The 17767-nt window shown below is 63.2% G+C and carries 13 protein-coding genes; 9 read left to right on the forward strand and 4 right to left on the reverse strand.

Annotated features, from left to right (window positions below; translation table 11 throughout):
• Positions 1-73 precede the first annotated feature (73 nt).
• Positions 74-979, reverse strand: coding sequence for a LysR family transcriptional regulator (locus ACF8K2_RS21710; RefSeq protein ID WP_186553301.1), 906 nt, complete (start codon positions 977-979; stop codon positions 74-76).
• A gap of 180 nt (positions 980-1159) precedes the next feature.
• Positions 1160-2080, reverse strand: a complete 921-nt coding sequence (locus tag ACF8K2_RS21715; protein WP_186553302.1) for a LysR substrate-binding domain-containing protein — start codon at positions 2078-2080, stop codon at positions 1160-1162.
• 187 nt (positions 2081-2267) lie between these two features.
• Between ACF8K2_RS21715 and ACF8K2_RS21720 the strand changes: the two genes are divergently transcribed.
• The 4 genes from ACF8K2_RS21720 to ACF8K2_RS21735 all read left to right on the forward strand — a co-directional run bounded on the left by ACF8K2_RS21720 (position 2268) and on the right by ACF8K2_RS21735 (position 6252).
• Positions 2268-3017: an SDR family NAD(P)-dependent oxidoreductase gene (locus ACF8K2_RS21720; RefSeq protein WP_392467554.1), complete on the forward strand. Its 750-nt coding sequence runs from the start codon at positions 2268-2270 to the stop codon at positions 3015-3017.
• 75 nt (positions 3018-3092) lie between these two features.
• Positions 3093-4391, forward strand: coding sequence for an MFS transporter (locus ACF8K2_RS21725; protein ID WP_186553304.1), 1299 nt, complete (start codon positions 3093-3095; stop codon positions 4389-4391).
• A 17-nt stretch (positions 4392-4408) separates the two neighbouring features.
• Positions 4409-5257 carry a transketolase gene (locus ACF8K2_RS21730; RefSeq protein WP_392467556.1) on the forward strand — a complete coding sequence of 283 codons (849 nt, stop codon included), beginning with the start codon at positions 4409-4411 and terminating at the stop codon, positions 5255-5257.
• Positions 5254-6252: a transketolase family protein gene (locus tag ACF8K2_RS21735; protein ID WP_186553306.1), complete on the forward strand. Its 999-nt coding sequence runs from the start codon at positions 5254-5256 to the stop codon at positions 6250-6252. Before ACF8K2_RS21730 ends, ACF8K2_RS21735 begins: the two co-directional genes overlap by 4 nt.
• Here ACF8K2_RS21735 and ACF8K2_RS21740 read toward each other — a convergent pair.
• Entirely contained in the window at positions 6236-7450 is a 1215-nt protein-coding gene (locus ACF8K2_RS21740) for an MFS transporter (protein ID WP_392467559.1), read from the reverse strand. The genes ACF8K2_RS21735 and ACF8K2_RS21740 overlap by 17 nt on opposite strands.
• A gap of 257 nt (positions 7451-7707) precedes the next feature.
• Here ACF8K2_RS21740 and mexE point away from each other — a divergent pair, with 257 nt between their 5' ends.
• From mexE to ACF8K2_RS21755, 3 genes are read left to right on the forward strand one after another with little or no spacing between them, the layout of a single operon-like run.
• Positions 7708-8949: a multidrug efflux RND transporter periplasmic adaptor subunit MexE gene (gene mexE / locus ACF8K2_RS21745; RefSeq protein WP_186553307.1), complete on the forward strand. Its 1242-nt coding sequence runs from the start codon at positions 7708-7710 to the stop codon at positions 8947-8949.
• A gap of 12 nt (positions 8950-8961) precedes the next feature.
• Complete coding sequence (locus tag ACF8K2_RS21750) at positions 8962-12141, forward strand: efflux RND transporter permease subunit (RefSeq protein ID WP_186553308.1); 3180 nt, start codon at positions 8962-8964, stop codon at positions 12139-12141.
• Positions 12138-13553 carry an efflux transporter outer membrane subunit gene (locus ACF8K2_RS21755; protein ID WP_392467562.1) on the forward strand — a complete coding sequence of 472 codons (1416 nt, stop codon included), beginning with the start codon at positions 12138-12140 and terminating at the stop codon, positions 13551-13553. Before ACF8K2_RS21750 ends, ACF8K2_RS21755 begins: the two co-directional genes overlap by 4 nt.
• A 408-nt stretch (positions 13554-13961) precedes the next feature.
• Here ACF8K2_RS21755 and ACF8K2_RS21760 read toward each other — a convergent pair whose 3' ends face one another.
• Positions 13962-14984: a zinc-dependent alcohol dehydrogenase family protein gene (locus tag ACF8K2_RS21760; RefSeq protein ID WP_186553310.1), complete on the reverse strand. Its 1023-nt coding sequence runs from the start codon at positions 14982-14984 to the stop codon at positions 13962-13964.
• Between the two features lie 214 nt (positions 14985-15198).
• On the opposite strand from ACF8K2_RS21760, the gene ACF8K2_RS21765 reads away from it, so the two are divergent.
• Positions 15199-16113 carry a LysR family transcriptional regulator gene (locus ACF8K2_RS21765; RefSeq protein WP_392467564.1) on the forward strand — a complete coding sequence of 305 codons (915 nt, stop codon included), beginning with the start codon at positions 15199-15201 and terminating at the stop codon, positions 16111-16113.
• A gap of 151 nt (positions 16114-16264) precedes the next feature.
• Complete coding sequence (locus ACF8K2_RS21770) at positions 16265-17530, forward strand: integrase arm-type DNA-binding domain-containing protein (protein ID WP_060494678.1); 1266 nt, start codon at positions 16265-16267, stop codon at positions 17528-17530.
• Positions 17531-17767 lie beyond the last annotated feature (237 nt).

Below are 17767 nucleotides of genomic sequence, written 5' to 3' on the forward strand. Positions count from 1 at the left end.
GGCAAGCCTGCTCCCACGTGTGCGCACAATTAGCGCAGTGGCACGTGGGAGCGGGCTTGCCCCGCGATGGTGTTCACATCTTGGCCAACTCTTCGCGGCAAAACTCGACGAACAACTGCGCAGGCTTGGTCCACTGCACCCGCTTCAAGCGCGCCGCCGCCAACCCCGACAGGGTCACCGGCTCGGCGATATCCACGGTCACCAGCCGCTGGCCGTCATAGGTGCACTGCGAATGCGGCCGGGTCACCAGCAGGGAAAAACCAAAACCCTGCCCCACCATCCCCCGCACCATCTCGATCGACGGCGAACTGAAGACGATGTTCGGCGTCAGCCCCAGCTCGTTGAACAGGCTGACGAAGTAGGTCCGGCTCGGCGCCACATCCAGCAGGATCATCGGCTCTGGGCACAGGTCGCGCAGCGACACCTGGGCTTGCCCGGCAAAGCGGTGTTTTTCCGGCAACAGCACATAAGGTTTCTGCGGCGGCATCAAGGGTTCGGCTTCGATGGTGCCGTCGAGATCGTGATCGTAGAGAAACGCCAAATCGAAGGTGCCAGCGGTCAAACCCTGGATCAGGTCCTGCTGCTCACCATCGCGCAGGCGGATATCCACGCCCGGGTAACGCTGGCGAAAACCTGCGATCAGCCGCGGCAGGTACAGCGGCGCCACTGTTTCAAAGCAACCGATGTCGATCTGCCCGGCTACGGTGTCGTTGTCGGCCAGGGCGTTCTGCTCGAACTCATGGGCCATCTGCAGCAGTGACTTGGTCTTGGCGTAGAAGCGCTTGCCGCTGGGGGTCAGTGAGACGCCCTGGGCATGGTGGCGGATGAACAACTGCACGCCGAAGCTTTCTTCCAGGCTCTTGATGGCCGTGGATATCGACGGCTGGGCGATGTACAGCTGGCGTGAGGCCTCGGCCACGCTGCCCGCCTCCACCGTGGTGACGAAATACTTGAGTTGTCGCAAGGTATAGGAAGCCACAGGCACCTCTCTGGCGCCGTGGGCGGCGCGCTCGAATCATTCCTGTCACCTTACCTTAGCGCTTGCTCAGCGGGCGTGCGGGTGGGGAAGGATTTAGCTATGACCTGACGATAGTTTTGTGGGGCTTGGGCCGGCCTCATCGCGGGGCAAGCCCGCTCCCACGCAGCTCGCGATAAGGCGTCAATAACTGAAATCATGCCCCAACTGCCCCTGCATCCATTCCAGGAACCGCCGCACCCGGGGCAGTTCGGCATTGCCTCGCGGAAACACCAGGTGATGGGCACTGACGGGGCTTGCCAGGGCCTGGTCGAACACCGGCAGCAGACGCCCTTGGGCCACGTAATCCTCGGACAACAATGAGCTCTCCAAGGCCAAACCATAACCGTGGCTGGCCGCCTCCAGGCTCATGTAAGAGCGATCGAAACTCAAGGCGTACGGCGTCTGCGGCAACGACAGGCCCTGCTGGGCAAACCACTGTGGCCATTGCACCAATGCCGCTTCGGAGAGAATCAGGTTGTGCCCCAGCAGATCAGCCGGGCGCTCGATCGGGCTGCGCGCCAGCAACGCCGGTGCAGCCAGGACGGTTGCTTGTTCATGGCGGATGGTGCGCACCTCAAGGCTCGGCCAGTGCGGGTATCCGTGGCGGATATCGACGTCGATCTGATGGCGGCCAAAGTGCAGCGCTTCATAGGAGCATGACAGGTTGATCTGGATATCCGGGTGACTGCTGCGAAATCGCTCCAGGCGCGGCAACAACCACAGCAAGCCGAAACTTGGCGCCGAGTGCAGGCGCAGGCAATCGAAGCTGACATCACTGCCAGCCCGTTCGGTGGCCGAGGCCAGGCTTTGCAGGATGCCGGATACCTCGCGCAAGTACTGCTCACCCGCTGGGGTCAAGCTGACGCCCTTGGCGCTACGCAGGAACAGCGGGCGGCCGATCAAGGCTTCGAGATTGGCGATCTGGTGGCTGACCGCCGAGGGCGTCAGGTTGAGCTGCTCGGCAGCGCGGGCAACATTGCCGAAACGAGCGGCCTGCTCGAAGGCCTGGATGGCTTTGAGGGGTGGCAGTTGGAGGGGCTTTTTGCCTGGGTCGTAGTTCATGGCGTCCTGCTTTTCCCGCGATGAGGCCAGTACTGGAGGAACCGCTGCGGTCCTGCGCTGTGCTGAATTTTTTTCAGCATAGGCTGAAAGCCACTGCGTTGCCCATCCCCCGCCTGCAGACCAAGCTGTGCCCATCGGTTCTGCCTGGACCGAATGCTCACAACAACAATCATCTGGAGCACTGCTCATGCTACTTGAAGGCAAGATCGCAATCGTCACCGGCGCCGCCTCTGCCCGCGGGATAGGCCGCGCCACCGCCCAGGCCTTCGCCGCCCACGGGGCCAAGGTCGCCATCCTCGACCTTGACCTGGATGCCGCCATTGCCGCTGCCGCCAAGCTCGGCGACGGCCACCTGGGCCTGGCCGTCAACGTCGCCGACGAGGCCCAGGTGCGTGATGCCGTGGCCCAGGTCCTGGCCCGGTACGGGCGGATCGACGTGCTGGTCAACAATGCCGGTATCACCCAGCCGGTGAAGACCTTGGAGATCACTGGCAAGGATTACGAGCGAATCCTCGACGTCAACCTGCGCGGTACCCTGCTGATGTCGCAGGCGGTGATCCCCAGCATGCGTGCCCAGCGTGCAGGCAGCATCATTTGCATGTCGTCGGTTTCTGCCCAGCGTGGCGGCGGCATCTTTGGCGGCCCTCACTACAGCGCGGCCAAGGCCGGCGTGCTCGGCCTGGGCAAGGCCATGGCGCGTGAGCTGGGCCCGGATAACGTGCGCGTCAATTCGATTACCCCCGGCCTGATCCAGACCGATATCACCGGCGGCCTGATGCACGACGAGCGCCGTCACGCGATCATCGACGGCATCCCCCTGGGGCGTCTGGGCCAGCCAGGCGATGTCGCCAATGCCGCGCTGTTCTTGGCCAGCGACCTGTCCAGCTATCTGACTGGTATCACCTTGGACGTCAATGGAGGCATGCTCATCCACTGAGGTCCTGCCCATTGTGTTCTGCATCTGAGCCCCGCCACGGCGGGGCAATCGATAACAACAAGAGATCAGATCGACATGACCACCCTAGCCCTCGACGCGGCCAGCGCCGCGCGCAGCAATGCCTACCGCAAGACCGCGTGGCGGCTGATGCCGTTTCTCATGCTCTGCTACCTGTGCGCCTACCTCGACCGGGTCAACGTCGGCTTCGCCAAGCTGCAGATGATGGACGACCTGGCCCTGTCCGAAGCGGTCTATGGCCTTGGCGCCGGCATGTTCTTCATCGGCTACTTTCTCTGCGAGGTGCCGAGCAACATCATCCTGCACAAGGTCGGCGCACGGCGCTGGATCGCCCGCATCATGATCACCTGGGGGATCATCTCGGCGATGTTCGCCCTGGTCGAGACGGCCTGGCAGTTCTATACCCTGCGCTTTCTCCTGGGTATCGCCGAGGCCGGTCTGGCACCGGGCTTGCTGCTGTACCTGACTTACTGGTTCCCGTCTTATCGGCGGGCCAAGATGACCGCCCTGTGGTTCATTGCCATTCCCCTGTCGGGGATGATCGGCGGGCCATTGTCGGGCTGGATCATGGAGCGCTTTGCCGGCGTGCACGGCTGGGCCGGCTGGCAGTGGATGTTCCTGCTTGAGGCCATTCCCACGGTGCTGGTCGGCATCCTGGTCCTGAGCTACCTCAAGGACGGCGTCGACCAGGCCCATTGGCTCAACGACGAAGAGAAGGCGCTGGTGCGCAAGGAGCTGGCCGAGGATGAGCAACACAAGGTCCAGCACAGTTCGGTGGGCGACTTCATCCGTGATCGGCGCCTGTGGCTACTGGCGGGCATTTACTTCTGCGTGGTCATGGGCCAGTACGCGATCACCTTCTGGCTGCCGACCCTGGTGCGCAATGCCGGTGTCGCCGAGCCCCTGCACATCGGGTTGCTGACCAGCCTGCCGTACATCTGCGCCATCGGCGCGATGCTGCTGGCCGGGCGTAGCGGCGACCGCCACCGCGAGCGGCGCTGGCACCTGGTGATCCCGATGCTCGCCGGCGCCCTGGGCCTGAGCTTGGCGGCGCTGCTGAGCAACCATCTGAGCGGCTCGATCCTCAGCCTGTGCCTGGCGGCGGCGGGCATCCTCTCGGCATCGTCGCTGTTCTGGATGCTGCCTACCACCCTGCTCGGCGGTGTGTCTGCAGCAGCGGGAATCGCCGCGGTCAACAGCTTCGCCAACCTCGCCGGCTTCTGCTCGCCCTACCTGATCGGCTGGGTCACCACCAGCCTTGGCAGCAACGCCATTGGCATGTACCTGATCACCGCCGTACTGGTGTTCGGCGCGCTGCTGGTCTTGCGCGTCCCGGCCAACCTGGTCAACCGTTAACCAACAAGGAGTCACCCATGACTGCTGTGCCTACCCCACAAGGCGCACTGCCCCTGGCTGTGCGCGCCCACAATATCCGTCGCCATGCCCTGCGCATGGGTCAAGTCCAGGGCCAGGGTTATATTGGCCAGGCCCTGGGCGCCGCCGACCTGCTGGCGGTGGCCTACTTCCATGCCCTGCGCCTGGACCCGGCCAACCCCGAATGGGAGCAACGCGACCGCTTCTACCTGTCCATCGGCCATTACGCCATTGCCCTGTATGCGGCGCTGATCGAAGCCGGGGTCATCCCTGAAGAGGAGCTTGAGACCTACGGCAGCGACGATAGCCGCCTGCCGATGTCTGGCATGGCCGCCTACACCCCCGGCATGGAGATCACCGGAGGCTCGCTCGGCCACGGCCTGGGGATCGCCGTCGGCGCCTGCCTTGGACTCAAGCGCAAGGGCTCGGCCAGCTGGGTGTACAACCTGCTTTCCGATGGTGAGCTCAACGAGGGTTCGACCTGGGAAGCGGTGATGTCCGCCAGCCACTGGCAATTGGATAACCTGATCGCGATTGTCGACGTCAACAACCAGCAAGCCGATGGCCACTCCAGCGAAGTGCTGGCGTTCGAGCCGATCGTCGAGCGCTGGCAGGCGTTTGGCTGGCATGTGCAGCGGGTCGATGGCAATCACCTGGCGGCCTTGGTCGAGGCGTTCGATCAGGCTCGCAGCCACCCGGCCAGGCAACCGCGGGTGATCATCTGCGACACGCGCATGGGCAAAGGCGTGCCGTTTCTGGAAAACCGCGACAAGACCCACTTCATTCGCGTCGATGAACACGAATGGGACCTTGCCCTACACGCACTGGACGCCGGGAGCCACCTATGAACTTGCCAACCACCGCCAAGAAACGCCTGACCACCTCGGCGATGATCGCCTCGATCGCCAGCGAAGGCCAACCAACCCGGCCCGCGCCGTTCGGCCACGCCCTGGCCGCATTGGCCGAGCAACGCGCGGACATTGTCGGCTTGAGCGCCGACTTGTCCAAGTACACCGACCTGCACATCTTCGCCAAAGCCCACCCGCAGCGCTTCTACCAGATGGGCATGGCCGAGCAACTGTTGATGAGCGCCGCCGCCGGCATGGCCCGTGAGGGCCTGACGCCGTTCGCCACCACCTACGCGGTGTTTGCCTCGCGGCGTGCTTACGACTTCATCTGCATGGCCATTGCCGAGGAAAATCTCAACGTCAAGATCGTCTGCGGCCTGCCCGGCCTGACCACCGGCTACGGCCCCAGCCACCAGGCCACCGACGACCTGGCGATCATGCGGGCAATGCCCAACCTGATGATCGTCGACCCCTGCGATGCCTTGGAGATCGAACAAGCGGTGCCAGCCATCGCTGCCCACCAAGGCCCGGTGTACATGCGCCTATTGCGCGGCAACGTGCCGTTGGTGCTGGACCGCTACGACTACCGCTTCGCGCTGGGCAAGGCGCAGGTGCTGCGTGGTGGCCGCGAAGTGCTGGTGATCGCCAGTGGCTTGATGACCATGCGCGCGCTGGAAGCAGCCGAGCAGTTGCAGGCCGACGGGGTGGACGTGGCGGTGTTGCATGTACCGACCATCAAGCCGCTGGATGAGGCGACGATTCTGGCCGAAGCGCGCAAGCCAGGGCGCTTGGTAGTCACGGCAGAGAATCACTCGATTGTCGGTGGGCTGGGTGAAGCGGTGGCCGGGCTGCTGCTGCGCAACGGCGTGACACCGACCTTCCGCCAGATCGCCCTGCCCGATGCATTCCTCGATGCTGGGGCATTGCCGACGTTGCATGATCGCTACGGGATATCGACTGAAGCGGTAGCCCGCCAGATCAAAGCCTGGCTGTAGAGTGACCGGGGCTGCCATGCAGCCCCCTTTGCTGTTTTTGCATCCACCGCATCACCCATAACACCAGCAGTACGTTGACCAACGCCAACCCACACAACGTGCCCATCACCCCCATCGCGCCAAAGTGCTCGAACAGATAGCCACCCAGCAACGGCGTCAATGCCTGGCCTATCAACGATGGCCGCGACATACGCCCCATCAGCAACACATAGTGCGCAGGTGGCATCAGTGCCAGCGGCAACAGCCCGCGAACGATGGCCCGCAGGCCGTTGCCACAACCGAAGATCAACAGCCCCAGCGCGGTCATGCCTGGCGCAAAGGCCACCAGCAACAGCCCCAACGCAACCAGCGACACGCAAAACAGCGCGGTCCAGATCGGATGCCGCTTGCCAGCAAGGATCTGCAGAACCCGCGACGCCACCTGGCTCGGCCCCAGCATCGCCGCCAGGCCGATGGCCGCTGGCAGGGAGTGCCCCAAGCCCTGCAACACCGCCACCAATTGCACGGCCACTGCAGTCATGATGATTGCGCCCAGGGCAAAGATCGCCGTCAGCAACAGGTACAGGCGCCGGTCCACCGCAGCGCCCTCGCCCGCTGTGGCGAGCTTGGCCTGTTCGCCCTGACCGCCCTTGGGCAGCACCTTCATGTACAGCGGCGCCACCACCAGCAGCAAGACCAGCGCGTAGGCCACACAAGCCACACGCCAACCGAACTGCTCGATGAGCAAGGCCACGGCCGGCCACGACAAGGTCGAGGCAAAGCCTGAGATCAGGGTAATGCCGGTGATCGCCCGCCCGGCGCCCTCGGCGTACAGCGCACCGAGGGTGGAAAACAGCGCTTCATACAGACCCATCGCCATGCCCACGCCGATCACCGCCCAGGCCAGCAGAAACAACGCCAGGCTGTGACTGCCTGCCATGATCAGCAGCCCTAGTGCGACCACCGCGCCGCTGCCAGCCAGCTGCGAGCGCCCGCCGTAGCGCGCCACCAGTCGGCTGGACAGCGGCGCCAGCAGCGCTGCGACCATCAGGCTCAGCGACAGCGCGCCGTATACCCACTGGCTGGCCCAACCGGTCTCGCGCATGATCGGCTCGGCCATCACCGCCAGGATGAAGAACGAACCGCCCCAGACCAGGATCTGCAGTACGCCCAGGCCAATGATGGTTTGCGTGCTGGGGTTAAGGGGATCAACTTTCACTATTGGACCTTGTACAAGAAAAGCAAAATGAAGCGGGATCTGATCCCGGCTTCGCGGTGTTGCTGCAATGTAGTAGCGCCGCATCGCAGGCAAGCCAGCGCCTACAGTTAACTGCAAGGCCAAGCACCATGCCCGCCATCGATGAAATATCGCGACATATCATTCCGCGTGATAATAACCTTCGCCGCGTTCGATTCGTTCCCTGCGCGCACGAGCCGCAGAATCCGCCCACTATCCAATAATTGGCGGAGTTCTCCATGGAACCATCACTCAAACCCCTGCGCTATCCCCTCGCTGCCCTGGCAGTGCTGGTGATCAGCGCTTGCGGTCGAACCCCCGACGCCGTGCAGGCCCCCGCCGCGCCCAAGGTCAGTGTGGCCAAGGTGATCGAGCAGCCGATCAACGAGTGGGACGAGTTCACCGGGCGCCTGGAAGCCCCGGAAACCGTCGAGGTGCGTCCGCGGGTGTCGGGCCAGATCGACCTGGTGGGCTTCACCGAAGGCGCCCAAGTGAAAAAAGGCGACCTGCTGTTCCAGATCGACCCGCGTCCGTTCCAGGCCGAAGTCCGCCGCCTCGAAGCACAGCTGCAACAAGCCCGCGCCACCGCCGTGCGCAGCGAAAACGAAGCGCGTCGTGGCGAGCGTCTGCGCGACAGCAACGCGATCTCTGCCGAGCTTGCCGAATCGCGCACCAGCGCCGCTGCCGAAGCGCGTGCCGGTGTCGCTGCGATTCAGGCCCAGCTGGACCTGGCCCGCCTGAACCTGAGCTTCACCCGCGTCACTGCGCCGATCAGCGGCCGGGTCAGCCGCGCCGAGTTCACTGCCGGCAACATCGTCACTGCCGACGTCACCCCGCTGACCTCGGTAGTGTCCACCGACAAGGTCTACGCCTACTTCGACGCCGACGAGCGCGTGTACCTCAAGTACACCCAGCTGGCGCGTGAAGGCCAGCGCGGCCAGAGCACCCCGGTCTACCTGGGCCTGACCAACGAAGCTGGCAACCCGCACCTGGGCCAGATGAACTTCGTCGACAACCAGGTCAACCCGCGTACCGGCACCATCCGTGGCCGCGCTGTGTTCGACAACCGCGACGGTCAGTTCACCCCGGGGCTGTACGCCCGTCTCAAGCTGGTCGGCAGCGCCAAGTACGACGCCGTGCTGATCAACGACGAAGCGGTCGGCACCGACCTTGGCAAGAAGTTCGTGCTGGTCATGGACAAGGACAACAAGGCCGCCTACCGCGCGGTGGAGCTGGGACCGAAGCTTGAAGGCCTGCGCATCGTGCGCAGCGGCCTGGGCAAGGACGACCGCATCGTGGTCAAGGGCCTGCAACGGGTACGCCCAGGCTCGCCGGTGACCCCGGAAGAAATCGCCATGGCCAGTGAGCAGACCCTCGCCACCCTGGCCCGTCAGCGCCAGGCGCTCGAAGCCAGCAACCCGGCGCCGCGCGTGGCCGGCTCCAGTGAGAAAGTCGCCAGTGCCCAGGCACCGCGCGGTTAAGGGACAACACCGATGAACTTCTCGAAATTCTTCATCACACGGCCGATCTTTGCCGCCGTGCTCTCGCTGATCCTGCTGATTGCAGGCTCGATCGCGCTGTTCCAGCTGCCGATCAGCGAATACCCGGAAGTGGTCCCACCCACCGTGGTGGTGCGTGCCAACTTCCCCGGCGCCAACCCCAAGGTGATCGGCGAAACCGTCGCCGCACCGTTGGAGCAGGCCATCACCGGGGTGGAGAACATGCTCTACATGTCCTCCCAGTCGACCGCCGACGGCAAGCTGACCCTGACCATCACCTTCGCCCTGGGCACTGACCTGGACAACGCCCAGGTGCAGGTGCAAAACCGTGTCACCCGCACCCAGCCCAAGCTGCCGGAAGAAGTCACGCGCATTGGTATCACCGTCGACAAGGCCTCGCCCGACCTGACCATGGTCGTGCACCTGACCTCGCCTGACCAACGCTACGACATGCTCTACCTGTCCAACTACGCCATCCTCAACATCAAGGATGAGCTGGCGCGCCTGGGCGGTGTCGGTGACGTGCAACTGTTCGGCATGGGCGACTACTCGCTGCGGGTCTGGCTCGACCCGAACAAGACCGCTTCGCGCAACCTGACCGCCAGCGATGTGGTGGCGGCGATTCGCGAGCAGAACCGCCAGGTCGCTGCCGGCCAGCTCGGCGCACCGCCGGCGCCAGGTTCGACCAGCTTCCAGCTGTCGATCAACACCCAGGGCCGCCTGGTCAATGAAGAAGAGTTCGAGAACATCATCATCCGCGCCGGTGCCGATGGCGAGATCACTCGCCTCAAGGACATCGCCCGGGTTGAGCTCGGCTCCAGCCAATACGCGCTGCGCTCGCTGCTGAACAACCAGCCGGCGGTGGCGCTGCCGATCTTCCAGCGCCCTGGCTCGAACGCCATCGAGATCTCCGATGAGGTGCGGGCGAAGATGGCCGAGCTGAAGAAGGACTTCCCTGAAGGGATGGACTACAGCATCGTCTATGACCCGACCGTGTTCGTCCGTGGCTCGATCGAAGCGGTGGTGCACACCCTGTTCGAAGCGCTGATCCTGGTCGTGCTGGTGGTGATCCTGTTCCTGCAAACCTGGCGCGCTTCGATCATCCCACTGCTGGCCGTGCCGGTGTCGCTGATCGGTACCTTTGCCGTGATGCACCTGTTCGGCTTCTCGCTCAACGCCTTGTCATTGTTTGGCCTGGTATTGGCGATCGGTATCGTGGTGGACGACGCCATCGTCGTCGTGGAAAACGTTGAACGTAACATCGGCCTTGGGCTGAAACCGCTGGAAGCCACGCAAAAAGCCATGGGCGAAGTGACCGGGCCGATCATCGCCACGGCGCTGGTGCTGTGCGCCGTGTTCGTCCCGGCGGCGTTCATCTCCGGCCTTACCGGGCAGTTCTACAAGCAGTTCGCCCTGACCATCGCCATTTCCACGGTTATCTCGGCGTTCAACTCGCTGACCCTGTCACCGGCCCTGGCCGCGGTGCTGCTCAAGGAGCACCATGCACCCAAGGACCGCTTCTCGCGGCTGCTCGAGCGGCTGTTCGGCGGCTGGCTGTTCGCCCCGTTCAACCGTTTCTTCGACCGCGCCAGCAATCGCTATGTCGGCGGTGTGGGCCGGGTCATCCGCTCCAGTGGTATCGCCCTGTTCGTCTACGCCGGCTTGATGGGCCTGACCTACCTCGGCTTCTCGTCCACACCGACCGGCTTCGTCCCGGCCCAGGACAAGCAGTACCTGGTAGCGTTCGCCCAGCTGCCGGATGCGGCCAGCCTGGATCGCACGGAAGCTGTGATCAAGCGCATGAGCGAGATCGCCCTGGAGCAGCCAGGTGTGGCCGATTCGGTGGCCTTCCCGGGCCTGTCGATCAACGGTTTCACCAACAGCCCCAACAGCGGCATCGTGTTCACCCCGCTCAAGCCGTTCGATGAGCGCAAGGACCCAAGCCAGTCGGCGGCGGCGATCGCTGCCGCGCTAAACGCCAAGTTCGCTGATATCCAGGATGCCTACATCGCGATCTTCCCACCGCCGCCGGTACAGGGCCTGGGCACCATCGGCGGCTTCCGCCTGCAGATCGAGGACCGCGGCAACCTGGGCTATGAGGCGCTGTACAAAGAAACCCAGAACATCATTGCCAAGAGCCACAACGTGCCGGAGCTGGCGGGCCTGTTTACCAGCTACCAGGTCAACGTGCCACAGGTCGATGCTGCCATCGACCGGGAAAAGGCCAAGACCCATGGCGTGGCCATCAATGACATCTTCGACACCCTGCAGGTGTACCTGGGCTCGCTGTACACCAACGACTTCAACCGTTTTGGCCGCACTTACCAGGTCAACGTCCAGGCCGAGCAGCAGTTCCGTCTCGACGCCGAGCAGATCGGCCAGTTGAAGGTGCGCAACAACCTCGGCGAGATGATCCCGCTGGCGACCTTCCTCAAGGTCAGCGACACCTCCGGGCCTGATCGGGTGATGCATTACAACGGCTTCATTACCGCCGAAATCAACGGTGCTGCGGCCCCCGGCTACAGTTCCGGCCAGGCCGAGGCGGCCATCGAGAAACTGATCAAAGAGGAACTGCCCAACGGCATGACCTTCGAATGGACCGATCTGACCTACCAGCAGATCCTGTCCGGCAACACTGCACTGCTGGTATTCCCGCTCTGCGTCTTGCTGGCCTTCCTGGTACTGGCGGCCCAGTACGAAAGCTGGAGCCTGCCGCTGGCGGTGATCCTGATCGTACCGATGACCCTGCTGTCGGCGATTACCGGGGTGATCATCTCTGGGGGCGACAACAACATCTTCACCCAGATCGGCTTGATCGTACTGGTGGGCCTGGCGTGCAAGAATGCCATCCTGATCGTCGAGTTCGCCAAGGATAAACAGGCCGAAGGCCTGGATCCGCTGGCTGCGGTATTGGAGGCCTGCCGTCTGCGCCTGCGTCCGATCCTGATGACCTCGATTGCCTTCATCATGGGTGTGGTGCCACTGGTGTTCTCTTCCGGTGCCGGTAGCGAGATGCGTCATGCCATGGGTGTTGCGGTGTTCTCGGGAATGATCGGGGTGACGCTGTTCGGCTTGTTCCTGACCCCGGTGTTCTTCTTCCTGATCCGCCGATTCGTCGAGCGTCGCCAGGCCCGCAAGGCTGCGCACGCCAAGCCGCTGGAGAACCATGCATGAAGCTGCTCAAACCCCTGACCCCAAGCCTGCTGGCGTTGGCCTTGGCGGCCTGCGCAGTGGGCCCGGACTACCAGGCGCCGAACACCGAACCGGCAAGGCTGGACACTGACGCACAGGCCAAGGCGTTCGATCGCAGCCGCTTCGAAAGCGTGTGGTGGAAGCAATTCGACGACCCTGCGCTGAACCAGTTGGTGCAAGCCTCGCTGCAAGGCAACCGTGACCTGCGCGTGGCGTTTGCCCGCCTCAAGGCCGCCCGGGCGATTCGCGAAGATGCCGAGAACGACAATTTGCCGGTGGTCAGCAGCCGTGCCAGCAGCGAGCTAGGCAAGGGCCAGATTCCTGGCCAGACCGAGCGCCGGGTCAATAGCGAACGCTATGACCTGGGCCTGGACATGGCCTGGGAGCTTGACCTGTTCGGCCGCATTGCCCGCCAGATCGAAGCCAGCGAAGCCCAGGAAGCGGCAGCCGAAGCCGACCTGCAACAATTGCAGGTCAGCCTGATCGCCGAGCTGGTCGATGCCTATGGGCAACTGCGCGGTGCGCAACTGCGCGAGAAAATCGCCCTGGCCAACCTCAAGACCCAGCAGGACTCACGCAGCATCACCGAGACCCTGCGCGATGCTGGCGTGGGCAACGAGCTGGACGTGGTCCGCGCCGATGCCCGGCTGGCAGCAGTCGAAGCCACGGTGCCGCAGTTGCAGGCCGAGCAGGTACGTGCACGCAACCGCATCGCCACCCTGCTTGGGCAGCGGCCCGACGCGCTGAGCGTGGATCTGTCGCCCAAGCAGTTGCCGGCGATTGCCAAGGCGCTGCCAGTGGGTGACCCGGGTGAGCTGCTGCGTCGTCGCCCAGACATCCGTAGCGCCGAACGGCAGCTGGCAGCGGCCACAGCCAATGTCGGCGTGGCCACCGCCGACCTGTTCCCTCGGGTCAGCCTCAGTGGTTTTCTCGGCTTCACCGCCGCCCGCGGCTCGCAGATCGGCTCGTCCGCCGCCAACGCCTGGGCGCTTGGCCCGAGCATCACGTGGGCAGCGTTCGATCTAGGCAGCGTGCGTGCCCGCCTGCGCGGGGCCAAGGCCGATGCCGATGGCGCGCTGGCCAACTATGAGCAGCAGGTATTGCTGGCGCTGGAAGAATCGTCCAATGCCTTCAGCGATTACGGCAAGACCCAGCAACGTTTGCAGGCGTTGATGCGCCAGAGCGATGCCAGCCGCAAAGCCGCAGAGCTGGCTTCGGTGCGCTACCGCGAAGGCACGGTGGATTACCTGGTACTGCTGGACGCCGAGCGCGAACGGCTCAGTGCCGAGGATGCCCAGGCCCAGGGCGAGGTCGAGCTGTATCGCGGCATCGTCGCGATCTACAAGGCCTTGGGCGGTGGCTGGCAGCCTGAGACGGTGGCCAGTGTGCGCTGATTCTTGATACTGATTTAACGACTCCTTTGGTTGGCTCCTCCCCCAACCGTTTGCCCCGCTGGCCTTGGTCCGCGGGGCTTTTTTATGGGTTGCAAAGCGCAGGTCGTCAGCCGCACCCGCTGCTGTACCGACGTTGTCACTACGGTGTGTGGCTTGGGAGGCAGAGGCTGCCTGACGCAGGGTCATCGCTGCTGAATGAACGCAGGTCCTGCGGGCCCAGGACATAACTTAGGTAAAACGGCGGCTGAGCAGCCCTGTGGGTCGTCAGCAGGTCTGGCTAAGGGTTGGCTAAGGCAAGGGAGAATCAACACCTCAGATCGGCCTCATAGCCCCATAAAAGCAAAACGCCCGATGCGATGCACCGGGCGTTTGAGGGTTAAGGCCTAGTTTGAACTAGATAGACAGCACTCAGGCTTGCCCCATGTCCAACACCACACGACCACCGCATGGGCACTCGTCCATGTAACGGTGCGCCTCGACCACCTGCTCGAACGGGTAGACCTTGATGATCTGCGGCGTCAGCAGCTTGTCGGCGGTGAACTGGTTGATATCGCGCAGCGCCCGTTGCAGCGCCACCTGGTCCTGGCTGATGCCCAGCTCAGGCTTACCGGTGAAATTGCCGATGCAGTGCACGTAGAACTGAATATTCTTCTGGAACGCAGCGCACGCCGGAAATGGCGTCTGGTTGCCGCCCTGCAGCCCATACAGCACCAGGCTGCCACGTGGTGCCAGAACATCGCCCAGCAGCGACATCTGCGGGCCACCGAGGCCGTCCAGGACCATATCGACGCCACGCCCATCGGTGTATTTACCGATCTGCATGAGCAGGTCCTGCTCTTCGGTGACGATGACCTTGTCAGCGCCCAGGCTCAGCAGGTAATCACGCTGCTCCGGCTCTTTGGTGGCGGCAAATACCTTCAGCCCCAAGGCCTTGCCCAGCTGTACGAAGGCCGGCCCTGCGCAGTGGCTGGCATCGGTCACCAATGCAGTCTGCCCGGCCTTGGCCCGGGCCAGGTCGACATAGGCGAAATAGGCGATCAGCAGCGGCGTGTAGTGAACGCTGGCCTCGATCGGCGTCAGGTTATCGGGGTAACGGGTTATGGCCGTGCGCGGCAAGACGATGACATCGCCATAGACCGGGTGATCATTGGCGCTGGTGGCCGGGAAGCTGGCCACCCGGTCGCCGACAGCAATATCGTCGACGCCTTCGCCGACTGCCGTCACCACACCGGCCATTTCATGGCCGATGCCCGCTGGCAGGCGCGCCTTGGACGGTGCCAGGTTCTGTCGCCAGAGCACGTCGTACCAGCTGACGCCGATCGCCTCGACGCGGATCTGCAGCTCGCCGGCGGCGGGCGACGGCTCGCCCTGCTCCTCGCAACGGAGCACATCGGCCGCGCCGAACGTATGGAATCGGATCATGCGGGACATCGCATACCTCGCCTGTGTGAACCTCGTATTACCATGGACTTTATCCGGGCTTTGAGCGTTAGACCATCAGTGGCCGTTAATAGTCGACATGCTTGTCATTGATTGGGCCCCTGGCAATTTCGCACATTGGCCCCCGGAAATCGGTGCAGGGTAACAGCCTTTGGCCTTAAGATTCACCCCTGCCCCACCTTTGGCGAATAGGCTAAGCGCATCGATGAACCGTAACGACCTGCGTCGCGTAGACCTCAACCTGCTGATCGTGTTCGAAACCCTGATGCACGAGCGCAGCGTGACCCGCGCCGCCGAGAAGCTGTTTCTCGGTCAGCCGGCGATCAGCGCCGCCTTGTCGCGCCTGCGCAACCTGTTCGACGACCCGCTGTTCGTGCGGACCGGGCGCAGCATGGAGCCCTCGGCCCGCGCCCATGAAATCTTCGCCCTGCTGTCGCCCGCGCTGGACTCGATCTCCACCGCCGTCAGCCGCGCTGCCGAGTTCGATCCCGCCACCAGCACCTCGGTGTTTCGCATCGGCCTGTCGGATGACGCCGAATTCGCCCTGCTGCCGCAGTTGCTCAAACGCATCCGCGCCGAAGCGCCCGGCATCGTCCTGGTGGTGCGCCGGGTCAACTACCTGCTAATGCCCACCCTGCTCGCCTCGGGCGAGATCTCGGTGGGCGTCAGCTACACCAGCGACCTGCCCGCCAACGCCAAGCGCAAGGTGCTGCGCCGCAGCAAGCCCAAGCTGCTGCGCGCCGACAGCATGCCCGGCAGCATCACCCTGGACGACTTCTGCGCCCGCCCGCATGCGCTGGTGTCGTTTGCTGGCGACTTGTCCGGCTTTATCGACGAAGCGCTGTACGAGATCGGCCGCAAGCGCCATGTCGTGTTGGCGGTGCCTCAGTTCAACGGCCTGGGCAGCCTGCTGGCGGGGACCGATATCGTCGCCACGGTACCGGACTACACCGCCGCAGCCCTCACCGCTGGCGGCGGTTTGCGGGCTGAGGATCTGCCGATTGAAGTGCGTAGCTTTGAGCTGCATATGGCCTGGCGTGGGGCGCAGGATAATGATCCGGCGGAGCGTTGGTTGCGTTCGAGGATTCAGATGTTTTTTGGGGATCCCGATAGCTTGTGACTGACTTCCATCAAGATCCGCAAACACCAATAAAATCAGTATCTTAACCTGATCCTGCGTCCAAGGCCGTCCGTCGTATTCCGCTCATTTCCAATGCGCTTGCGGGTATATTTTTGGGTACTTTTTACATTTCGAAAAAAAGTACCCGCACATGACGACTTCCCTCCCCACGCCTGCATTGCGGCGTAAACTCAGCGATGCCTTCTTGCGTGCCATTGCTGAACCCGGCAAGTACGCCGACGGCGAGGTACCCGGTCTTTACCTGCATGTTCAGGCCTCGCAGAAGTCGAACAAGCCTGCCGCAAAATACTGGCGGATGAGGTATCGCCTGAACGGCAAGGAGAACGTGTACGCGATCGGCCGTTATCCCGACATTGGCTTGAAAGACGCCCGCGACTTGGCCCGAGCCGCGCGCCAGAACGTAGCTCATCACGTCGCCCCGCTGAAGGCCAAACGCAAGAAAATCGCCGATCAGCTACTCAATGAGGAACGCACATTCAGTTACGTCGCTGAACAGTGGCTGGCCTTCAAGTCGCACGACCTCGTGAGCAAATCCCTCGCGGGCTTTCGCGGCGCTTTGAACAATCACATCCTGCCCACGATCGGCAACATTCCCGTCAGCGAGATCAAACTGGACCACATCATCGAGATCATCGCTACCCTGCGCCGAGCACGCACACTGGCCATGGCCAAGCGCGTGCGTACCATCATCCGTGCCGTGCTCGGTTTCGCTGAGGGCCGTGGCTGGGTGGAGCGTAACGTGGCGCTGAGCAACACCGAAGAGCTCAAGGTTCGCCATGTGGTGACCAGTAATCCAGCGATCGAACGACCAGCCGATTTGGGCCACCTTCTGCTTCGTCTGGATGAGCTCAGCCCGAGCAGCGTGAGCACTGCGATGCGCTTGCTGGTCATGCTGCCGGTTCGCCCCGGCGAGTTGGTGAAAATGCGTTGGGAAGACATCGATCTGGTCAGCGCCGACTGGCGCTATGTCGTAGGGAAAACACGCCATCTGGATAAGAGCAAACACATCGTGCCACTGCCGGAGCAAGCCCTTGTGCTGTTGCGTGAACTACATGAACGGCGGGTGGTGGATGAAGCGGGCAATGGCTGGGTCTTTGTATCGCCGGTCTACCCAGGCTATCCAGTTGACGCCACATCTCTGGCCAAGGCCTACCAGCGGATCTGGCCGGAATACCGCATCACTGCGCACGGTTTCCGCGCCACCTACCGCACTATCGCTCACGAACATTTAGGTATCGATCCGATTGTACTGGAGTTGTCGTTATCACACCGCATGCCAGGTGCACTGGGTGCCGTGTATGCCCGCGCGCAGTTGCTGCCGCAGCGTCGGGAGGCCGCACAGCAATGGACGGATTACTTAGATCGGTTACGCAAGAATGCCGCACTGGCTGAGTAAGTTCAGGTTCGTATGCGGGAGTTGAATCACCGTTGAAAACGATGATACGAAGCGGGAAACGAGACTCGCATCGGGCCTGCGAGCTGTTGAAAGCAAAGGGTTTTTACGTCATTCCTGGAAGCGGAATAGCCTTGATTCTGGACTCATCTTTCGACGCTAGCAAGTGAATCGCCCTGCTAGCCTTACTGGGTCAGTCGTGCTTCTCACCCAAAGGGTCGATCTGGCACACTTGCCGGT

Origin of the sequence: Pseudomonas sp. xss_2 (assembly GCF_043104195.1) — a bacterium.
In the GTDB taxonomy this organism is placed as follows: domain Bacteria; phylum Pseudomonadota; class Gammaproteobacteria; order Pseudomonadales; family Pseudomonadaceae; genus Aquipseudomonas; species Aquipseudomonas urmiensis.

Excerpts from the sequence above, each read along its gene's own strand:
- ACF8K2_RS21715 (WP_186553302.1), bottom strand. The coding sequence starts at position 2,080 with ATGAACTACGACCCAGGCAAAAAGCCCCTCCAACTGCCACCCCTCAAA.
- ACF8K2_RS21720 (WP_392467554.1), top strand. The coding sequence starts at position 2,268 with ATGCTACTTGAAGGCAAGATCGCAATCGTCACCGGCGCCGCCTCTGCC.
- ACF8K2_RS21725 (WP_186553304.1), top strand. The coding sequence starts at position 3,093 with ATGACCACCCTAGCCCTCGACGCGGCCAGCGCCGCGCGCAGCAATGCC.
- ACF8K2_RS21730 (WP_392467556.1), top strand. The coding sequence starts at position 4,409 with ATGACTGCTGTGCCTACCCCACAAGGCGCACTGCCCCTGGCTGTGCGC.
- ACF8K2_RS21735 (WP_186553306.1), top strand. The coding sequence starts at position 5,254 with ATGAACTTGCCAACCACCGCCAAGAAACGCCTGACCACCTCGGCGATG.
- mexE (WP_186553307.1), top strand. The coding sequence starts at position 7,708 with ATGGAACCATCACTCAAACCCCTGCGCTATCCCCTCGCTGCCCTGGCA.
- ACF8K2_RS21750 (WP_186553308.1), top strand. The coding sequence starts at position 8,962 with ATGAACTTCTCGAAATTCTTCATCACACGGCCGATCTTTGCCGCCGTG.
- ACF8K2_RS21755 (WP_392467562.1), top strand. The coding sequence starts at position 12,138 with ATGAAGCTGCTCAAACCCCTGACCCCAAGCCTGCTGGCGTTGGCCTTG.
- ACF8K2_RS21760 (WP_186553310.1), bottom strand. The coding sequence starts at position 14,984 with ATGTCCCGCATGATCCGATTCCATACGTTCGGCGCGGCCGATGTGCTC.
- ACF8K2_RS21765 (WP_392467564.1), top strand. The coding sequence starts at position 15,199 with ATGAACCGTAACGACCTGCGTCGCGTAGACCTCAACCTGCTGATCGTG.
- ACF8K2_RS21770 (WP_060494678.1), top strand. The coding sequence starts at position 16,265 with ATGACGACTTCCCTCCCCACGCCTGCATTGCGGCGTAAACTCAGCGAT.